A 16,665-nucleotide genomic window follows, 5' to 3' on the forward strand; every position below is an offset into this window, starting at 1 on the left:
ATTCACAATAAAAGCGTCCTAACCAAATTATCCTATTATTTGAAAGTTAGAGAGGTACAAAAACCCCCATCTACACTTTCATAACTATCCAGAACTTATAAACTTCCTAATAGAATTGATTAAAAAACGAAGCGAAAATGACAAAGACAATAAGAAGCACTAATATCGTAATAACGATGCCTGGCAGCACGACAATGAAAAACCCTTTCCAAGACGAGACATGGTGCGCTTCGCCCACCGCTTTGCAGACGATGATGAATGTCCAGACGGAAACAACCGCCAGCACTATAGACATGATTGCCACAATTGGATTTCCCGCCACATCTGCGCGGTCTGCAAAGAACGTTTCCGGAGATGCAAGCGCCCAAATGATCAGCAGCGGCAACAGCCAAATCTGCGGTATTTGCGCTGCTGGAAGCGCTTTAAACATTTCCTGATAAGTCGCCGTTCCTTTGAACAGCCGTCCTACAAGTGTCAATATAGCTGCTCCTAAGAAATAGCCTACAGCACTCCCTATCGGACCGGTGATCAATGCCTGAAGAATGGCCGCCCACGGTGCCATGTCCGAACTGCGGGTATTCATCATCCCTAACAGGCCGGATGCGAATCCTGTCAGGACAATGAGCAAAATCATATATTTGGCCGATTTTCGTTCAATGACGAAACGCACTGTTTCACGCGTTCTCAGCCAAATATCGGTGAATGGATTCACCTCACGCTCTTTGCTTAATCGATCTTCTCTTACCATAATTCCCTCCTCCTTCCTCTCGGATATAAAGACGGACGGCAGCAGCATCGCATTTTTTTCTCTGATATTTTCTAATACCCTAATTAGGCTTTTATTAAATATATATTATAGGTAAAGACTGAGGAACTTTGATTTTCATTTCCAGAAAAGTTCCTATTCTCAAGAATAATGTATATTTTGGATGTTTATAATACTGAAAAGGGTGGGTACACTACCTCTACCTTAACTTTTAGGTTCTACACCGAACCATATACGGAGGAGGAATTTATAATGACAAACCATGAAAACAAATTGATCGGCGCATATGACGTACAGGCAGAAGTATTAAATAAAATCACAGAGTTGAAATCACAGGGCTATAGCGAAGATGACATTTATGTCGTTGCGCAAAACCACGACCAGGTGGCGATGGTTGAGCGGCAGACTCATGTGCATGTTGAAGCGGATTCAACAGAAGCGAACGGTACACCGCAACAAGAAGAAGGCTTCATGGGCAAATTCATCAACTTGCTGGCAGGCGAAGAAGCTTCAGGCGACGCATTCAACAGCATGAACTTAAATGAAAAAGATGCGGAACAATCCCGCCGGCAACTTGAAGAAGGCAAATTGCTGGTTTATGTCGACAGTGACTTTAACGAATCTTATAATTCATTTCATGAAAAACGCGGAACTTCTTCTTCCCGTGAAGGCTTTGCAGCCGGCAACACAAACGAAGGTTTTGCGGCTGGAAGCACAAATGGCGTATCGTCTACTACCGAAGAAGAAAAGTTGCGCCTTCATGAAGAACGTTTGAATGTCGACAAAGAGCGTGTGCAAACCGGTGAAGTGAATGTCGGCAAACACGTTGTTGAAAACGAGCAGACAATCGAAGTTCCTGTTGAGCGCGAAGAAGTATACGTTGAGCGCCGCCCAGTGAACGATTCATCGACTTCAACGGATACGAATCATTCATTTGATTCTAAAGATGCTTATACAGAAGGCGACACAATCCGTGTGCCATTGACGGAAGAGCGTGTAGAAGTGACGAAAACAGACGTAGTTGCTGAAGAAATTGTCATCGGCAAACGCAAAGTCCAAGATACAGAGCAAGTGAAAGAAACAGTCCGTAAAGAAGTAGCAGACATTGACGGCGATGTGGAAGACAAAGACCGCAACCGCTTCTAATTCAACAAAAGTGATTATGCAAAAAGCCCCCCGGAATTCCATTTCCGAGGGGCTTTGCTATGTCACCGTTCAGTTCCAGCGGGCTGTCAGCATTTTTCGTCTTGTGTAGAATTCGACGCCGTCAGATCCGTTGGCGTGAAGGTCTCCGTAGAATGAGTTTTTCCAACCTGAGAACGGGAAGAACGCCATCGGAGCAGGGACGCCCAAGTTGACGCCAAGCATACCGACTTCGATGTTCTCACGGAAATAGCGCACACTGCGTCCACTTTCAGTAAAGAGGCAAGCGCCGTTGCCGAAATCCGATTTATTGGTCAGTTCAATCGCTTCTTCCAATGTAGCGGCACGGACAATGGACAAGACCGGCGCAAAAATCTCTTCTTTCCAAATGCGCATATCGGTCGTCACGTTATCGAAAATGGTCGGGCCGATGAAATAGCCATTGTCTTTCATGCATGCGTCTTCGCGCCCATCACGCAGCAACAGAGCGCCTTCCTGCTGGCCAACTTCAATATATTTAGCCGTTTTCGCTTTATGCTCGTCACGGATGACCGGCCCAAGGAAGACGCCTTCGTCCATGCCGTTGCCGACTTTCATGCTGTCTGCCGCTTCCATCAATTTTTCGACCAATGCATCCGCTACATCGCCTACTGCAATGACAACCGCGCATGCCATGCAGCGTTCGCCAGCAGAACCGTAAGCAGCGGAAACGATTTCTTTTACCGCCGGGTCAAGCTGCGCATCCGGCATGACAATCGAGTGGTTTTTCGCGCCGGCCAATGCCTGTACGCGTTTGCCGTGGCTAGTCCCTGTTTTATAGACATATTCCGCAACCGGCTGTGAACCGACAAAGGAAATGGCCGGGATGCCAGGATGTTCAAGAATGCTGTTAACGACTTCACGCCCGCCGTGGACGATATTAAAGACGCCTTTCGGCAATCCCGCTTCTTCGAATAATTCCGCCAGGCGATTCGCAAGCAATGGCGTTTTCTCTGAAGGCTTCAGGATGAATGTATTGCCGAGTGCAATCGCCAGCGGGAACATCCAGCACGGCACCATCATCGGGAAGTTAAAAGGCGTGATGCCGCCGACTACACCGACAGGATAGCGGTACATGCCGGATTCGATATCCGTTGCGATGTCTGGCAATTGCTTGCCCATCATCAAGGTAGGCGCCCCAGCCGCAAATTCAACACACTCGATGCCGCGCTGCACTTCCCCTTTGGCTTCGGCAAAGCTTTTGCCGTTTTCCACTGTGATCAATTCCGCCAGCTCGTCCCAATGATCGACCAGCAACTGCTGATATTTGAACAGGATGCGCGCGCGCCGCGGCACTGCTGTTTTGCTCCATAGTTTGTAAGCCGCTGCCGCTGCTTTTGCTGCGTCATCGACATCTTCCAATGTGGAAAGCGGCACTTGCGCAAGAATTTCTCCCGTCGCCGGATTCGGCACGTCATCGAATTCCGCTGTTTTCGCTTCCACCCATTCACCGTTGATATAGTTTTTCAATCTATCCTTTGTCATAGTTTCCATAATAGTTTCCTCCTAAAGGTTTGCTTTTGCCGCGCCGCTAGCTGTAAATTCATAATCGAAACAAACGCGGTAAAGCTCTTCGATTTCCTGCTGGTCCGGAATCCGCGGATTATTGCCCGGGCTGCCGCTGGCCAACGCATCCACTGCCATTTTAGCGATTGAACGGCTGAATTGGTCCGCATTGATGCCCCAGTCGCGCAAATTCGGAATTTCCAGATCCAGACATAGCCGCTTGACTTCATCCACTGCGAATTGCGCCGCTTCTTCTAGGGTCAGCACCGTTGTGTCTCCGGCGAAGACCCGCCCTAAATCAGCTAAACGCTCAGAGCAAGATTCTTTGCTGAATTCCAGCACTGCCGGCAGTAGCATGGCATTCGAAACACCATGCGGCACATGGAATAATGCGCCAATCGGACGGGACATGCCGTGCACCAGACACACAGAAGCATTCGAGAACGCCATTCCCGCATACATTGATCCGGTCGACATCGCTTCACGCGCTGCAGTATCTTCTGAATCTGTGTAAGCTTTGCGCAAGTTCGGCACAATCAGTTTGATGGCAGCCATCGCGAGGACGTCGGTCATCGGATGCGCTTTTTTCGACAAATAAGCTTCCACTGCATGGCTCAGCGCGTCAACGCCGGTTGCCGCCGTGACTTTTTTCGGCGACGACATCGACAGCAACGGATCGACAATCGCCACAGCCGGCATAAATGCGGGTTGCTTGATCATCATCTTCACGTCATTTTCCGTATTTGTGATGATTGTGACATCCGTTACTTCCGACCCCGTGCCGGCAGTCGTCGGTATGGCCAGATGCGGAACGGGCGCTGCTGAAGCGACTTTCGCCATGCCCATATAATCGCCGATGAAACCGCCGTTCGCCGTCAGGACCGATACCGCTTTCGCTGTATCGATGCAACTTCCGCCACCGAGCGAGATGATTAAATCACATCCGCTTTCGTTGAACAACGCTAAAGCTTCTGCGACATATGTATCTGTCGGTTCCGACTCCACTCCAGTATAAACTTCGCTTTCCACATTTTCCTTCTTGAGCAATTCAACGCAGCGGCTGACATTTCCAAGCGCTTCCATGATTCCGTCGCTGACGATGAGCGCCTTTTTCCCCCTTAAAGCCGCCTCCGTGCCTGTGCGCTCGAATGCGCCGCGCGCATAGACGATCAACTGCGGTGTTCTGAACGTTTCATATCCCATCAATGCCCTCACTCCCATCCTTTTTGCTATTCAATTAAACCGAACCGCTTTCTATTTTATCACGAATGGGCAGACTTTTCTGAAAATGGAAAACCGCCTCTTTTTTGAAATAAAATCTGGCTAATGATAAGAATGTTTCAAAAGATTAATAATTCAGATTATTAATTGACATTTAATATCGTGATTGATACCTTTATAGTAACTACGAATCATTAGATGACAGGCTTATTGTCATATTTATGACGTTATGAATAGGGAAGTTGAACTCCTTCCCGATATTCTTTGCGGGTATTTGTCCACCGATCAAGCGCCATTGAATTTCACCACAATAAAAGGAGGTATTTAAGTGAAAAGCACGAAGCAAAAAAAGATTTTAATTCTCAGTGGAATTATCCAAATGATCGATGTAGTGAAAACAGCGCAGAAACTAGGTTTGTACACCATTGTTACGGATCGGGATCCTGATTCGCCCGCCAAAAAGCATGCAGACAAATCTTATGATGTCAGCACTTCTGACACCCAGAAATTAAAAGAAATAGCCAAAGCTGAGGGCGTTCACGGTGTCTTCAATGCCTTTGATGACATTAACACATGGAATGCCCAGGCTTTATGCCAAGAATTGGGCTTGCCCTTCTACGCTACAATTCAACAATTGCAAATCTGCTCCGATAAGAATACATTCAAGGAGTATTGCCGCAAGTACGGTGCCCCTGTCATCGAGGAATTCGAGCTGGGCGGCGATTTAGCTGATGAAAACTTAAAAACTTTGAAATACCCGGTTATCGTAAAACCTGTAGACAGCTATGCCAGCCAGGGGATTACAGTGTGCCATTCGCCCGAAGAAGTGCGTGCCGGTTACGAGAAAGCGTTGAAATTCTCTAAATCGAAGAAAGTCATTGTGGAACGCTTCGTTGATGAAGCATATGGTGTGCAAAGTATCTATACAATCCAAAATGGTATTATTGTGCTGAACGGCGTCGCTGATCGTTATGTCCATAAGCATTCAAAAGAATTCCCGCCGCTGCCAATTGCCATGATTTTCTCTTCGCAGCACCGCGAACAATATATCGAGTCGGTGGACCCTTATATCAGAAAGCTTATCAAAGGCATCGGCATCCGCAACGGAGTCGTTTTCATCCAATCACTATTTGAGAATGATTCATTCTATATCTATGAGATGGGCTTCCGGCTTGGCGGTTCCCAGATGTATTCCATAATCGAAAAGCAGACAGGGATCAATCAAGTCGAGATCATGCTGGCACTGGCACTCGGAGAAAGCATCGATCATTTGGACATGAGTCCTTATGATAACGGCCATATGCCCCATCCTTCCTGTAACTTGCCAATTCTGCTCAGCGGGGGAATCATCGGCGAAGTGTCAGGCATCGAAGCCATCCGAGAACTCCCGGCTGTCATCCATACCGCTATCAATAAAACATCTGGCGACAAAGTCCTAGTTACCGGCTCATACACCCAGATGTTCGGCCGCTTCACGATTGTTGCAAACTCTATGGAAGAGTTGCACGAAACCATAGCCATCATTTATAAACACCTTAAAATTGTTTCTACCGAGGGCGAGGACATGATACTTGTGCGGTACCAGCCAAAAGCTTTACCCGTCTACGAATAAACGCAAAAAACCGGAGCCCCTTATTAAGGACTCCGGTTTTCTTATGTGTGCCGGCATTCTGCCTTGGCGGAATACACTTTTTCAATTAAAGGAGCCGTTTGCTGAAGCGAACGGTTTTTCCTATTGCTTTTTTGGACCTGGATCGTGGAGTGGTGCCTTTTTTTGCTAGTGCCGGTTAACTTCCGAATAGTTCATGTTAACTTCTCACTAAGTCATGTGGATTCTCCGGCACTTCATGTTAACCAAAAAATAGTGCATGTTAACGCGAGAACCTCCAACTCAACCCACAGATGGATGCCTTTTCTTCCTACCTCTATTGTTCGATTATAAGTTACCGGCCAATAATCTGAGAAGGCAACTTTAAACTCACCGTCGTGCCTTTTCCGATTTCGCTGGTAAAGGAGATGGCCCCATCCATTTCACGGATCAACTGCTGAGTGACTTTCAGTCCCCGGCCAATGATGGTGTTGCTATCTTCACGGTTGAAATCCAGCAAGGAAGCCAGCTGTTCGGGGGCAATGCCAATGCCTGTATCTTCAATGTAGATCAACAAATGGTGTCGTTTCATCAAAGTGGAAATTTGGACCTTGCCGCCGCGCGATGTAGCGTCTATTGCATTTTTTGTCACGTTCAACAAGATTTGTTTGATGCGCAAAATGTCTTTTTTCAGCACCAGCTGTGGATCGATGTCAAAAGCCGTTTCGATGCCTTTTTGTTCGATATACGGATTCAGCGTAGCCAGCACATCTTCCATTATTTTCTCTAAGGAAATGGTGTCTGGCTCCCTTTCCATTTCCGCAATGGTGAAATGCTGAGCGACAGCGTCTTTCAGCTTGCTGATTTCCAGCACAGCCGCTCGGGATTGTCCTCTGACGCCTGGATCTTGCGAATTGGCAAGCGGCTCCAGCTGCTTAACGGACCTATCCAGTCCTTGCGCAAGCTCCAGCGAAAGCAGGTCATTGATTTCGGTGACGTAATTCAGCTTCTCCGACTTCAGTGCCTGGTCTTTCAAAGCCGAGTAGAACTTAATCGATTCTGAGAAATAAACATACAAGCTGGTCGACAGCACATACAAAAGCAGCATTACGCCGAAAATCGGCAAACTATTATGCCATAGCCAGTCTGCTGCACCGGTCATGTAGAAATGCACACTGATGGCGCTGACCACGATTAGCCACGTCAAAACGCTGAAAGCAATCCCTCTTTTGAGTTTATTGCCAAAAGGCTGATGGATGAAATGCCGCCCCAAAAAGAAGAACAGTAGCAGAATGAGCACGGCTACCAGCAAGACGTTGAGCGATCCGAGCATGCCGCCAAGTGTGAAGCGGTAAATTACCAGCATCGTTGCCGTTATGCCGCCGCTTAATAAGCCGCCGTAGAGCAGGGATACCAGGAGGGCAATCCACCGCAAATCCCATACGAAGCCAGCCCCCGAAATGACCGGGAATGTCATACATAAAATCGCTGACAGCCCAAGTATGCCGCCTAAGTAGAACTTGGCATGCAGCTTCGAGTAATCTGACAGGATGAACTGGAAAAAGTAAAGCGGGGTCAGAATCAGAAAAAAATTAAGCAGAAAATCTTCTATTGCAAAGGCCATTTATGTTCCCCCTATATTTTCAGGATGATCAAGGTCTGATCATCTTCAATGGCGTATGGTTCCAAAGCATTGACCCGTGCGAAGATCTCCTGCGCCAAAGTCGTGGCATCAAGTGATAAATCCGCTTGAAGGATCGCTTCACGCAATAGCACATTCGTATCTTCCGTATTTTTTTTCCTTTCAAGCAGACCATCCGTAAAGAGCACGACCAGGTCACCATCTTCCAACTGGATGGAGTCGGACTTGAATTCCAACCCTTCTGCAATGCCTAGGACTGGCCCTGTCGGATCTAATTCACGGAAGTGCTGAGTCGCTGGCCGGTAGACAAGAATCGGTTCATGTCCGCCCGAAGCGTATTGAAGCGTCTTTGTCGCTAAGTCGATGTAGCTGCAGAACATCGTGATGAAGCTGGCCTGTTCCATATAATGCGCTGAAAATTTATTGATCCGCGCCAAAACGGTCGCGGGAGATTCTTTCTGGTCCATTGCGAACTTCATCATCGTCATCTGGATGGCCGCCGGAATGCCCTTGCCGCTGACATCTGCAATCGATACGAAGACACCTTCTGCATCCGGAACTAGCGTATAGAAATCACCGTTCAATTCTTTGAACGGAATGCTGACAACACCCGTGTCGAAAGCCATCGGCAGCGTATTCGTCGACTTCAGCAATGCTTCCTGCACTGTGACCGCCAGCGCCACTTCATACTGAATGTTCTCATGCTGAATTTCCAGGCGCTTCAGCTTCTCGCTTTCCGTAATGTCCTTGAACGTCACCAGCGTGCCCACTGCCTCTTCACTGACAAGGGGCTGCGTGAAATATTCCACAGGAAAGCTCGTGCCATCTTTGCGCCAGAACACCTCGTCCGTCACAAACGAATAATCGTTTGTTTCGACGGCGATGCAAATCGTGCATTCCTCCATGAAATAAGGGCTGCCGTTTGTCTTCGTATGGTGGATGATCGGGTGGCCGACCCTTCCAACGAGTTCATCTCGCCGGAAGCCGAGCATTTCCACCGCAGAATCGTTGATGAAAGTGATTTTGCCATGAAAATCAATGCCATAAATCCCTTCGCCGACAGAATTCAGGAACCGTTCATACGTATTTGAAATTTCCTCGACTTCCTTGAATGGCCGCTGACCGTAGCGCACAAAAATTAGTACGAATAAAAACCCGTATCCCGCCACTTTGAAGACGTGTGAGACCGTAGCGCTCCAATCGGTGATGGCTGTGAAAGAATAAACCAAAGTCGAAAACAGCAGGAAAATGGAAGCCGGTGCGATAAAGCCGACTTCGACGGAACTTGTTTTCCCTTTCTTCTCGAGCAGAAACAAGTACAGCAGAATTCCGAGATGGACAACCGTCGAAAGCGCCATCCCGACGTTAAATAGCAGCGTCGGCCTGCCGTCCACGACCAACAGCGGCAGCTCGTTTTGCAGCAAGAGGATGAAAATGGAGATCGATGCTACGTAAAAAACTGACAACACCGCCGCCATCGACTTTAATCCTCTCAGCTTAAGCGGCGAATCCAGCTCCACCATCAGAATGATGAACAATATGGTCTCCGTGATCCGCGCCATTAACCAGAACCAGCCGCTCAATGAAGGCTCTCCCATCAACGAACCAGGCATGCCCGCTACCGTCAGGATGTGCAGGACGTCAAACACACCGACCGCAAAAAACAAACTGGAGAAAACCAACTGCTTGTAATTGTCGCCGATGCGGGTAAAAAGCCAGCCTTGGACGGCAATACTGATGGCAATGAAGATGCTCGTCATTTCTAGGATAATGTGCGTCATCAGAAACGCCGGATCGCTGAAATCCGAAAAGCCCACTCGCTCATCGATGAAAATCGTCAAGTAGAACAGGACGCTGACAACGATGGATATTTGAATTAAACGGTTAGCTGAAGTCATAAGTAATCACTCTCGAATCTGTAAAGGAATGGATGCGCACAAAGCATACGCGCTTTTGGCAGACAGGTGGATGGTAGTATAGTGGGAAATTCTAGATAGTTCTTTTCATTTCGCTCTTGGCGAACGCTTTCGCCTTTATTTAATGGTGTATCTTAATAGCGAATCATATCATTTATTGAAGAAAAGATATACTTCCTATAGTTTCTCAATAATATTTTTGGGTTCGAAGAGCAGGTTTTCCCGTTAACAAGGGTTAAATAAACCGCAGCATGTGTTGCGGAGGAATCAACAGGCGTTGGCGAGCGGTTAACAGGCAATGCCGGGAAATTAACTGGTGTTGGCGCAAAAGATTCACGCCGAATAAAAACTTAACCAGTGCACAAGAATATTTTTTTCCACAAAAAAACAAGGAAGGCTCTGTGTAAATCCGAGAACCTTCCTTGCTCTTCATATGCTATAGTCCGGAACTCAGCACAATTTCGCCTTCCGGCAATTCGTTGCCCGCTTCTGGTTCAAGCGTGATAGCGATTGTATCCCATTCTTCCGTATTCTGTTCAAGTTGGTAAAACGCTGCGCCTTGGCCATCTGCATCCGCTTCGAATGCACCCGCCGGTATCGGCTTGCCGTCTTTCAACAGCCAGATCTGGTAGACCTCGCTGCCTGACAGCTCCTGCAGCCCTTCACCTTGGACAACCACTTCAAGTGAATCGCCTTCGCTTACTAAGGCTGCTTTGGCACTGCCGGCGAAGCTTTCGCTTGCTTGCAAGTCGATCGACTGGAATGCGGCTTCTGTCTGCCCTCCGCCATCATCTGATAACTTCATGAATGCGTAGGCGTTGCCGAGCAGCGACAGCAGTAATACTGCCGCGATCAAAGGACGCCACCAAATCCGTTCTTTAGGCGGCTTCGCCATCGGCACCACTTTTGGCGCCGGCTTCGATGCAGGCTGCACAGCTTCTAGAGCTGGTTCTTGTTTTTTGATTGGTTCTTCTTGATCACTCTCATCAAAGACATTTGCCAGGATGCGCTCTTTCATGCCTGCCGGCGGTTCCGCCGATTCAGCCAGGTAAGGGAGTTCGCCTACTGCTTCAACAAGTTCACGGCAATCTTCGCAATTGTTCAAATGCAGTTGGAATTCATGCATTTCTTCTGCTGTTAGCGTACCGTTCAAATAATCGATGACATGGTCACAATTCATCTTAGTCATCAATGGCTCCCCCTTCCTGCACACCGTGCAATGATTTTTTCAGTTTGCTGAGCGCCAGCCTGATCCTGCTTTTCACTGTACCCAGCGGCAAATCACAGATTTCCGCAATCGCCTCGTGGGTATGCCCCTTAAAGTAAAAGAGCTGGATCATTTCTTGCTGTTCCGTAGACAGCCGCTCAACTGCGCTTTGAATCTGGTCTTTCTGTTCCTGCCATTCGGCCTTATCTTCCACTGACGAGTCCCCATCAGCCATATCGCTGATTTCATCGAGCGGAACCGTCGGCTTTTTGCGTTTCCGTATCAAATCTATCGCGGAATTCCGCGACATTGTAAACAACCAAGAAGTGAATTTCCCCTTGCTTTCATCGTATTCCCCACTACCCCGCCAAATTTTAATGAAGACTTCCTGCAGGGCTTCTTCAGCCAACGCACGATCTTCCGTCATTTTCAGCAAAAATGAGAAAAGGATCTTCTCGTAGCGGTCATACAATTGTTCCAGTGCATCTTTATCCTTGTCCTGAATCTGCCTGTAAAGCATAAAGTCTGAGCTATTCTCCATCCACGTACCCCTTTTTTCATATTTCGTCTTTCAAGCATACTACAATGCCTGCTGCAGATGCATTGACTAGCTTAAAAAACTGCAATTTAGAGAGTGGGATCATTATTGAATTCTATATACCAAACGTGAGAACATGCGTTTTAGATCACTTTTTCCCCTTGACAATATTGCTTCCTTATATATAAATTCACATCTTTCGCTGTTTTTAACTTTTTTTATTTTCCACCTCCAAAAGTGATCTATTCTCCCCCTTTTTGCGTTAGGTATGCAAGAAGATCAAACAGAGGAGTGTTTTTATGAAATGGAGAAAAGTATTGGCACCGGTCCTTGGTGCAGCATTATTGATCCCCGGAATGGGGACGGCTTTCGCAGATGAAATGCCGAAGGCAGACACGACAGGAGTTGAGCTGCGTGCGACACTGGATTCGTTATTGTCCGAGCATTACGCACTGGCGGTCGATTCCATGATGAAAACCTATGACGGCGACAAAGGCGCAGAAGCGGCAGCCGCTGCACTGGCCGAAAATGCCGCTGACATGGAGCCGGTAATCGCTTCTGTTTACGGTGAAGAAGGCGGCGCGGCTTTCGAAGAAATTTTTGCAAAGCACAATATGGGCACCACTGAATACGCACAAGCAATCAAAGATGGCGACGAAGCGCTGGAACAGGAAGCATTAGAGCAAATCCAGTCTTTTGTTGACGATATGGGTGCATTCCTGGCCACAGCAACTGAAGGCAATTTGCCTGAAGATGGCGCAGTAGACGCACTTCGCCAGCACGAAGATTTTGTCCAAAACACATTTGACCTTTATGCAGCCGGTGATTACGTGGAGTCTTACACCACATACCTTGAAGGCTTCAAGCAGATCTTTGGCGCAGGCAGTGCCATCAGCGGAGCGATTTCCACTCAGTTCCCTGATAAATTCTCTGATCCGAACACAGCAGCAGGCGACTTCCGTTCAACCGTCAACCGCATTGCAGCAGAACATTTTGCTTTGGCGCAGTTAAGCCTGACAAAAGGTTTTAACGGCTCAGCCGATTTTGATTTCGCTGATTGGGCCCAAGACCAGAACACAGAAGAATTCCGTGCAGCCATTGCTTCCCTTTATGGTGAAGAAGCTGCAACCCAATTTGCACAGATCTGGAACAATGAACACATTTCCGTACAAGGTGATTTGTCCGGCGCCACTGCTGCAGAAGACCAAGCTGCCATTGACGAAGCAAAAAAAGCGTTGACTGGCACATTTGCCACTGACCTGGGCACATTCCTTAGCACAGCAACCGAAGACCGTATGCCGCTTGATGAAACAATCGCCGGCGTAGCCGCACACGAAGAATCTGTCATCGGTACATTTGAGCAATACGTGGCTGGCGATTTTGAAGCTTCATACAGCACGTACCGTGAGGGCTATGCTATCATGTTCGATATCGGAAAAGGATTGAGCGGCGCAATTGTCGACCAATTCCCTGAAGAATTCCAAAACACGGCACCTGAAAAAATGCCGAAAACCGGAATGGGCGGCACAGCAACCGAGGCCAATAGCATGATGCTGTGGATCGTTTCAAGCATGTTGCTGATTGTTGCAGCCGGAACTATCACGTACCGTCAGAAAACGAAACAGCAATAAACTCTTGAGGGAGCCAAGCGTTCCCTCTATTCCTATGGAAAGGGAGGATGGACTATGAAGACCTATGCTCCAATGGGCATCGCAGTGCTTCTTTCTGCGATCCTGTTCTTTATTATGAAACCCTACGAAGATGGCTCAAAGACTGTCACTGAAGCTGAACCTCCGTCCGAATTGGCGGCGGAAACCAAAACCGTAACGGCGGAAAAGACCGACAAAATCGCAGAGTTCCCCATCCTTCCTGCCCAACGGGAGAAGCTGGAGACACTGCAACGTGAGCGCCAGGAAAGCATCCGAGGCATGGAACCTGCTCGGATTGAAATTCCATCAATCGGTGTTGACACAGCGATCGAGCCGACCGGCATCCTTGAAAACGGTGAGATGGGCGTCCCTGAAAACGTCGACCAGGTGGGATGGTTCGAGCCTGGCTACAAGACCGGTGCCAAAGGGCATTCCGTTCTTGCCGGACACGTTGACAGTTTGACTGGCCCTGCTGTTTTCTACGAATTGCAGAATGTGAAAATCGGTGAAACCGTAGCCGTCACAGACAAAGATGGACGGAAAATGGTTTTCGAGATAAAAGAAAAAGTGAGTTACCAAACCGACGAAGCGCCGATTGAAGAAATCTTCGGACCTTCGGATAAGCGCATGATCAATTTGATTACGTGTACTGGCGACTTTAACCGGTCGATCGGATCACACGAAGAGCGTCTTGTCGTTTCCGCAGAACTTGTTTCCGATTCTGCTGTTGTCCAGAAAGCGCCCCAAGCACCGACAAACGTCGAGGCGACTTCGTTCAGCCTTTCTTGGCACGCAGTGCGCGACGATGCCATTATCGGCTACCGCGTCTACGAGGAAGACATCAAAACAGGCGAAAGCAAAAAAATTGCCACTGTGTCATTGTTCGACCGCAAGAATATTGAAATCGAACAGGATCCCAACAAGCGCTACTACGTAACAGCGGTTGATGTTGACTTGAAAGAGTCCGAAAAAACAGAAGCACAGCAATAACATAAAAACTGCAGGATCCCCGAGAAACCGGCGGTCCTGCAGTTTTTTCGTTTAAAATGCTTTCATCACTTTCTTCTCCAGCTGGTTTCGAGCAAGACAGAAGGCAAAATAATGCAGTCACAAAACCTCATCCGTCCCGTTCTTTTTCCCATTAGAAGTGCGGTATATTTAAATAGAATCGTTCCCTCTCCCGAGTTTCCCCATCATGTCACGGTTAAGTTTTTCGCGAAAGTTATCAGTCCACTTTTTCATGTCGCTCAAAAAATCGTCGCAGAAGCCTGCAACGTCTTCACCTATTACGTCGAGAACGTGCTTGCCGTCTAGATCGCTAGCTTCAAACAACCCAAGCATTTCGTGCTGCGTTTTCAACATGTCAGAGCCGTCTCCTCTCGCTAAGCTACACATATATCCTTGGATTTTTTTAAACACGAACCGGTAGTCTTCAGACGACGCTTCCACCCTGGCCAGCTGCGGCCTGTACTCTTTTTTGTCACCTATCATTTTTTTAATAAGCCCCCGCATCATTATTGCCCCTTCCTATTAAATTTTTCCATGAACTCTTTGTTTAACTTGTCCCGCTAATTTTCAGTACCGGTAGCTGCTGCACGCATAAATTCATCACAAAATTCATCGACATCCTTGCCTAAGAAGTCAAGAACCTTTTTGCCCTCTGCCGCGCTTGTTTCAAGTAAATTCACTAAATCCGTAAATATCGCCATGTAACTACCAGGAGGGCCGACGCTAAACATAGTATGTTGAATTTTGCGAAATGCAAACCGATAATCTTCCGGCAGAGCAGTCCGGTTCTACATGAATGAATGATTATTATTATTGAAATCATTCTTAAGAGCCAACGGGATTTCAGCAAAGAAAAAAGCCCTCCAATAGAGGGCTTTTTTCTGGATGTTGAATGGAATTTTGCAAACTTGGACACGGAAGTCCTTCGAACTATTTCGGACCCTAGGGTAAATGCTTAAGATAAGATTATTCATCACTTCGCCATCGATTTAACGGGTTTATTCAGCGCGCTCCCATGCCCCCGTCTATTCGGTACTGGCTTCCAGTAATGAACTTAGAATCATCACTAGCCAAAAACAAAACTAGCTTAGAAACTTCCTCCATACTTCCATAGCGACCCAGTGGAATGCGCGACGAAATGTTGTTTCTAACGGCTGAAGGGTCGTCAGCGTTCAGTGCTTCTTCAATCGCCTTCATCATATCCGAATCCAGGGGTGCAGGGTGGATTGAATTAACACGGACCGAATCTTTGGCTACTTCCAGTGCCGCAGTTTTAGTAAGGCCGACAACGGCATGTTTGGAAGCCGAATAAAGAGAATTGCCGCTGCTGCCCATAAGGCCCGAAACGGAGGAAGTATTGATGACGCTGCCGCTTTTTTGAGCTGTCATAATAGGCAGGATGTGCTTGAGCCCTAAAAAGACGCCGCGCACATTAATATTAATGATTGCTTCAAAATCTTCTATTGTCTGCTCAATCAGCGGCGCAATTTTTCCGATGATTCCAGCGTTGTTCAAAAACACATCGATTCTTCCCCATTTTTCGATAACTTGCTTTACATAAAGCGCGACTTCCTGTTCATCGCTTAAATTCGATGCCAAGCCGAGCACCTCTCCTTTGGAGCTCAGGCTTTCGACCACTGCGTCCAGAGCCTTTTGGTTAATGTCGACTAACGCCACCTTAGCTCCCTCCCGCAGTAGAAGTTCCGCGGTATTTCTTCCAAGTGCGCCCGCTCCGCCAGTGATTACAGCTACTTTTCCCTCAAGTTTTCCGGCCATGAATTTTCCCCGCCCTTTCAGCATCGTTGCTCCGCTTCAGCGATTTACTGGCTGTCCACTTTCTTCTTCCATCCAGTAATTGCTTTGCCCACAAAGTTCTTCATATTCACTTTTTAGGATGCCCACGATAATCCGATCGTAGTACCGGTTGTTCCTATAGGCATGCTCACGTATTCTGCCTTCTTCCCGCCATCCGCATTTTTGGACGTAGAGATTATAAGATGGGACATTATGTTCGACAATATCTCCATCCAAACGGTGCAGCTGCAGTTCTTCGAATGCATATTTCATGGTCGCCATCACTGTATCCCGTCCATATCCGTGGCCCTGCATATTCTTTTTTCCAATCAGGATGCCATGGTAAGCGGAACGGTTTTTGAAATCGATGTTCGTTATGGTTGAAATGCCGATAAAGCCATCGCTGGGGGTATCGATTGCAAAACGCAGATTACGGCCATCAAACGCCAAGCCGTCAAACCATTTGCTTTGCTGGTCCGACGAAATGGGATGGGACCATCCCCCAAGCAAGCTGCCGATTTCGGGATCGTTATGATAACTTCTCAAGCTTTCCATATCAGCTCTTTCCAAAGCCCGCAGCGTCACTTTTTTCCCTTGAATGTTCATGTCTGCCACCTCTTCTCAAGTATTTTAAAGATTCGATGATTC

15 protein-coding genes are annotated in these 16,665 nt (G+C 47.6%); 4 read left to right on the forward strand and 11 right to left on the reverse strand.

The window, feature by feature from the left end; translation table 11 throughout:
- Window positions 1-106 precede the first annotated feature (106 nt).
- A complete protein-coding gene (locus AC4EHB_RS09225) occupies window positions 107-748 on the reverse strand; it encodes a Yip1 family protein (protein WP_490975274.1) in 642 nt (213 codons plus the stop codon).
- 270 nt (window positions 749-1,018) lie between these two features.
- On the opposite strand from AC4EHB_RS09225, the gene AC4EHB_RS09230 reads away from it, so the two are divergent.
- Window positions 1,019-1,912: a DUF2382 domain-containing protein gene (locus tag AC4EHB_RS09230; protein WP_490981248.1), complete on the forward strand. Its 894-nt coding sequence runs from the start codon at window positions 1,019-1,021 to the stop codon at window positions 1,910-1,912.
- Window positions 1,913-1,981: 69 nt separating this feature from the next.
- On the opposite strand, the gene AC4EHB_RS09235 is transcribed toward AC4EHB_RS09230, so the two are convergent.
- Entirely contained in the window at window positions 1,982-3,442 is a 1,461-nt protein-coding gene (locus tag AC4EHB_RS09235; protein WP_490981249.1) for a CoA-acylating methylmalonate-semialdehyde dehydrogenase, read from the reverse strand.
- Between the two features lie 12 nt (window positions 3,443-3,454).
- On the reverse strand, window positions 3,455-4,657 hold the full coding sequence (locus AC4EHB_RS09240) for an iron-containing alcohol dehydrogenase (RefSeq protein ID WP_490981507.1): 1,203 nt from the start codon (window positions 4,655-4,657) through the stop codon (window positions 3,455-3,457).
- Window positions 4,658-5,003: 346 nt separating this feature from the next.
- Here AC4EHB_RS09240 and AC4EHB_RS09245 point away from each other — a divergent pair, with 346 nt between their 5' ends.
- Window positions 5,004-6,287 (forward strand): ATP-binding protein, encoded by a 1,284-nt coding sequence (locus AC4EHB_RS09245; RefSeq protein WP_490981250.1) that lies wholly within the window; start codon window positions 5,004-5,006, stop codon window positions 6,285-6,287.
- Window positions 6,288-6,618: 331 nt separating this feature from the next.
- On the opposite strand, the gene AC4EHB_RS09250 is transcribed toward AC4EHB_RS09245, so the two are convergent.
- From AC4EHB_RS09250 to AC4EHB_RS09265, 4 genes are all read right to left on the reverse strand, one after another.
- Window positions 6,619-7,887 carry an ATP-binding protein gene (locus AC4EHB_RS09250; protein WP_490975278.1) on the reverse strand — a complete coding sequence of 423 codons (1,269 nt, stop codon included), beginning with the start codon at window positions 7,885-7,887 and terminating at the stop codon, window positions 6,619-6,621.
- Between the two features lie 11 nt (window positions 7,888-7,898).
- Window positions 7,899-9,803: a SpoIIE family protein phosphatase gene (locus AC4EHB_RS09255; protein ID WP_490975279.1), complete on the reverse strand. Its 1,905-nt coding sequence runs from the start codon at window positions 9,801-9,803 to the stop codon at window positions 7,899-7,901.
- 454 nt (window positions 9,804-10,257) lie between these two features.
- Window positions 10,258-11,010: an anti-sigma factor gene (locus AC4EHB_RS09260; RefSeq protein ID WP_490975280.1), complete on the reverse strand. Its 753-nt coding sequence runs from the start codon at window positions 11,008-11,010 to the stop codon at window positions 10,258-10,260.
- Window positions 11,003-11,569: an RNA polymerase sigma factor gene (locus AC4EHB_RS09265; protein WP_490981251.1), complete on the reverse strand. Its 567-nt coding sequence runs from the start codon at window positions 11,567-11,569 to the stop codon at window positions 11,003-11,005. Before AC4EHB_RS09265 ends, AC4EHB_RS09260 begins: the two co-directional genes overlap by 8 nt.
- 296 nt (window positions 11,570-11,865) lie before the next feature.
- Between AC4EHB_RS09265 and AC4EHB_RS09270 the strand changes: the two genes are divergently transcribed.
- Together AC4EHB_RS09270 and AC4EHB_RS09275 are read left to right on the forward strand one after the other, a co-directional pair.
- Window positions 11,866-13,197 carry a hypothetical protein gene (locus tag AC4EHB_RS09270; RefSeq protein ID WP_490981252.1) on the forward strand — a complete coding sequence of 444 codons (1,332 nt, stop codon included), beginning with the start codon at window positions 11,866-11,868 and terminating at the stop codon, window positions 13,195-13,197.
- A 54-nt stretch (window positions 13,198-13,251) separates the two neighbouring features.
- Window positions 13,252-14,205, forward strand: coding sequence for a class F sortase (locus tag AC4EHB_RS09275; protein WP_490981253.1), 954 nt, complete (start codon window positions 13,252-13,254; stop codon window positions 14,203-14,205).
- A gap of 168 nt (window positions 14,206-14,373) precedes the next feature.
- Here the strand turns inward: AC4EHB_RS09275 and AC4EHB_RS09280 are convergent, their stop codons facing one another.
- The 4 genes from AC4EHB_RS09280 to AC4EHB_RS09295 form a co-directional block, all read right to left on the reverse strand.
- Window positions 14,374-14,727, reverse strand: a complete 354-nt coding sequence (locus tag AC4EHB_RS09280) for a DUF1048 domain-containing protein (RefSeq protein ID WP_490981508.1) — start codon at window positions 14,725-14,727, stop codon at window positions 14,374-14,376.
- Window positions 14,728-14,783: 56 nt separating this feature from the next.
- On the reverse strand, window positions 14,784-14,999 hold the full coding sequence (locus AC4EHB_RS09285; protein WP_490981509.1) for a DUF1048 domain-containing protein: 216 nt from the start codon (window positions 14,997-14,999) through the stop codon (window positions 14,784-14,786).
- A gap of 226 nt (window positions 15,000-15,225) precedes the next feature.
- Window positions 15,226-16,023: an SDR family NAD(P)-dependent oxidoreductase gene (locus AC4EHB_RS09290; protein ID WP_490981254.1), complete on the reverse strand. Its 798-nt coding sequence runs from the start codon at window positions 16,021-16,023 to the stop codon at window positions 15,226-15,228.
- Window positions 16,024-16,035: 12 nt separating this feature from the next.
- The gene (locus AC4EHB_RS09295) at window positions 16,036-16,623 is read right to left on the reverse strand and encodes a GNAT family N-acetyltransferase (RefSeq protein ID WP_490981255.1); all 588 of its coding nucleotides are present in this window, start codon (window positions 16,621-16,623) and stop codon (window positions 16,036-16,038) included.
- Between the last annotated feature and the right edge of the window lie 42 nt (window positions 16,624-16,665).

Source organism: Planococcus sp. TJ-302 (assembly GCF_058268455.1).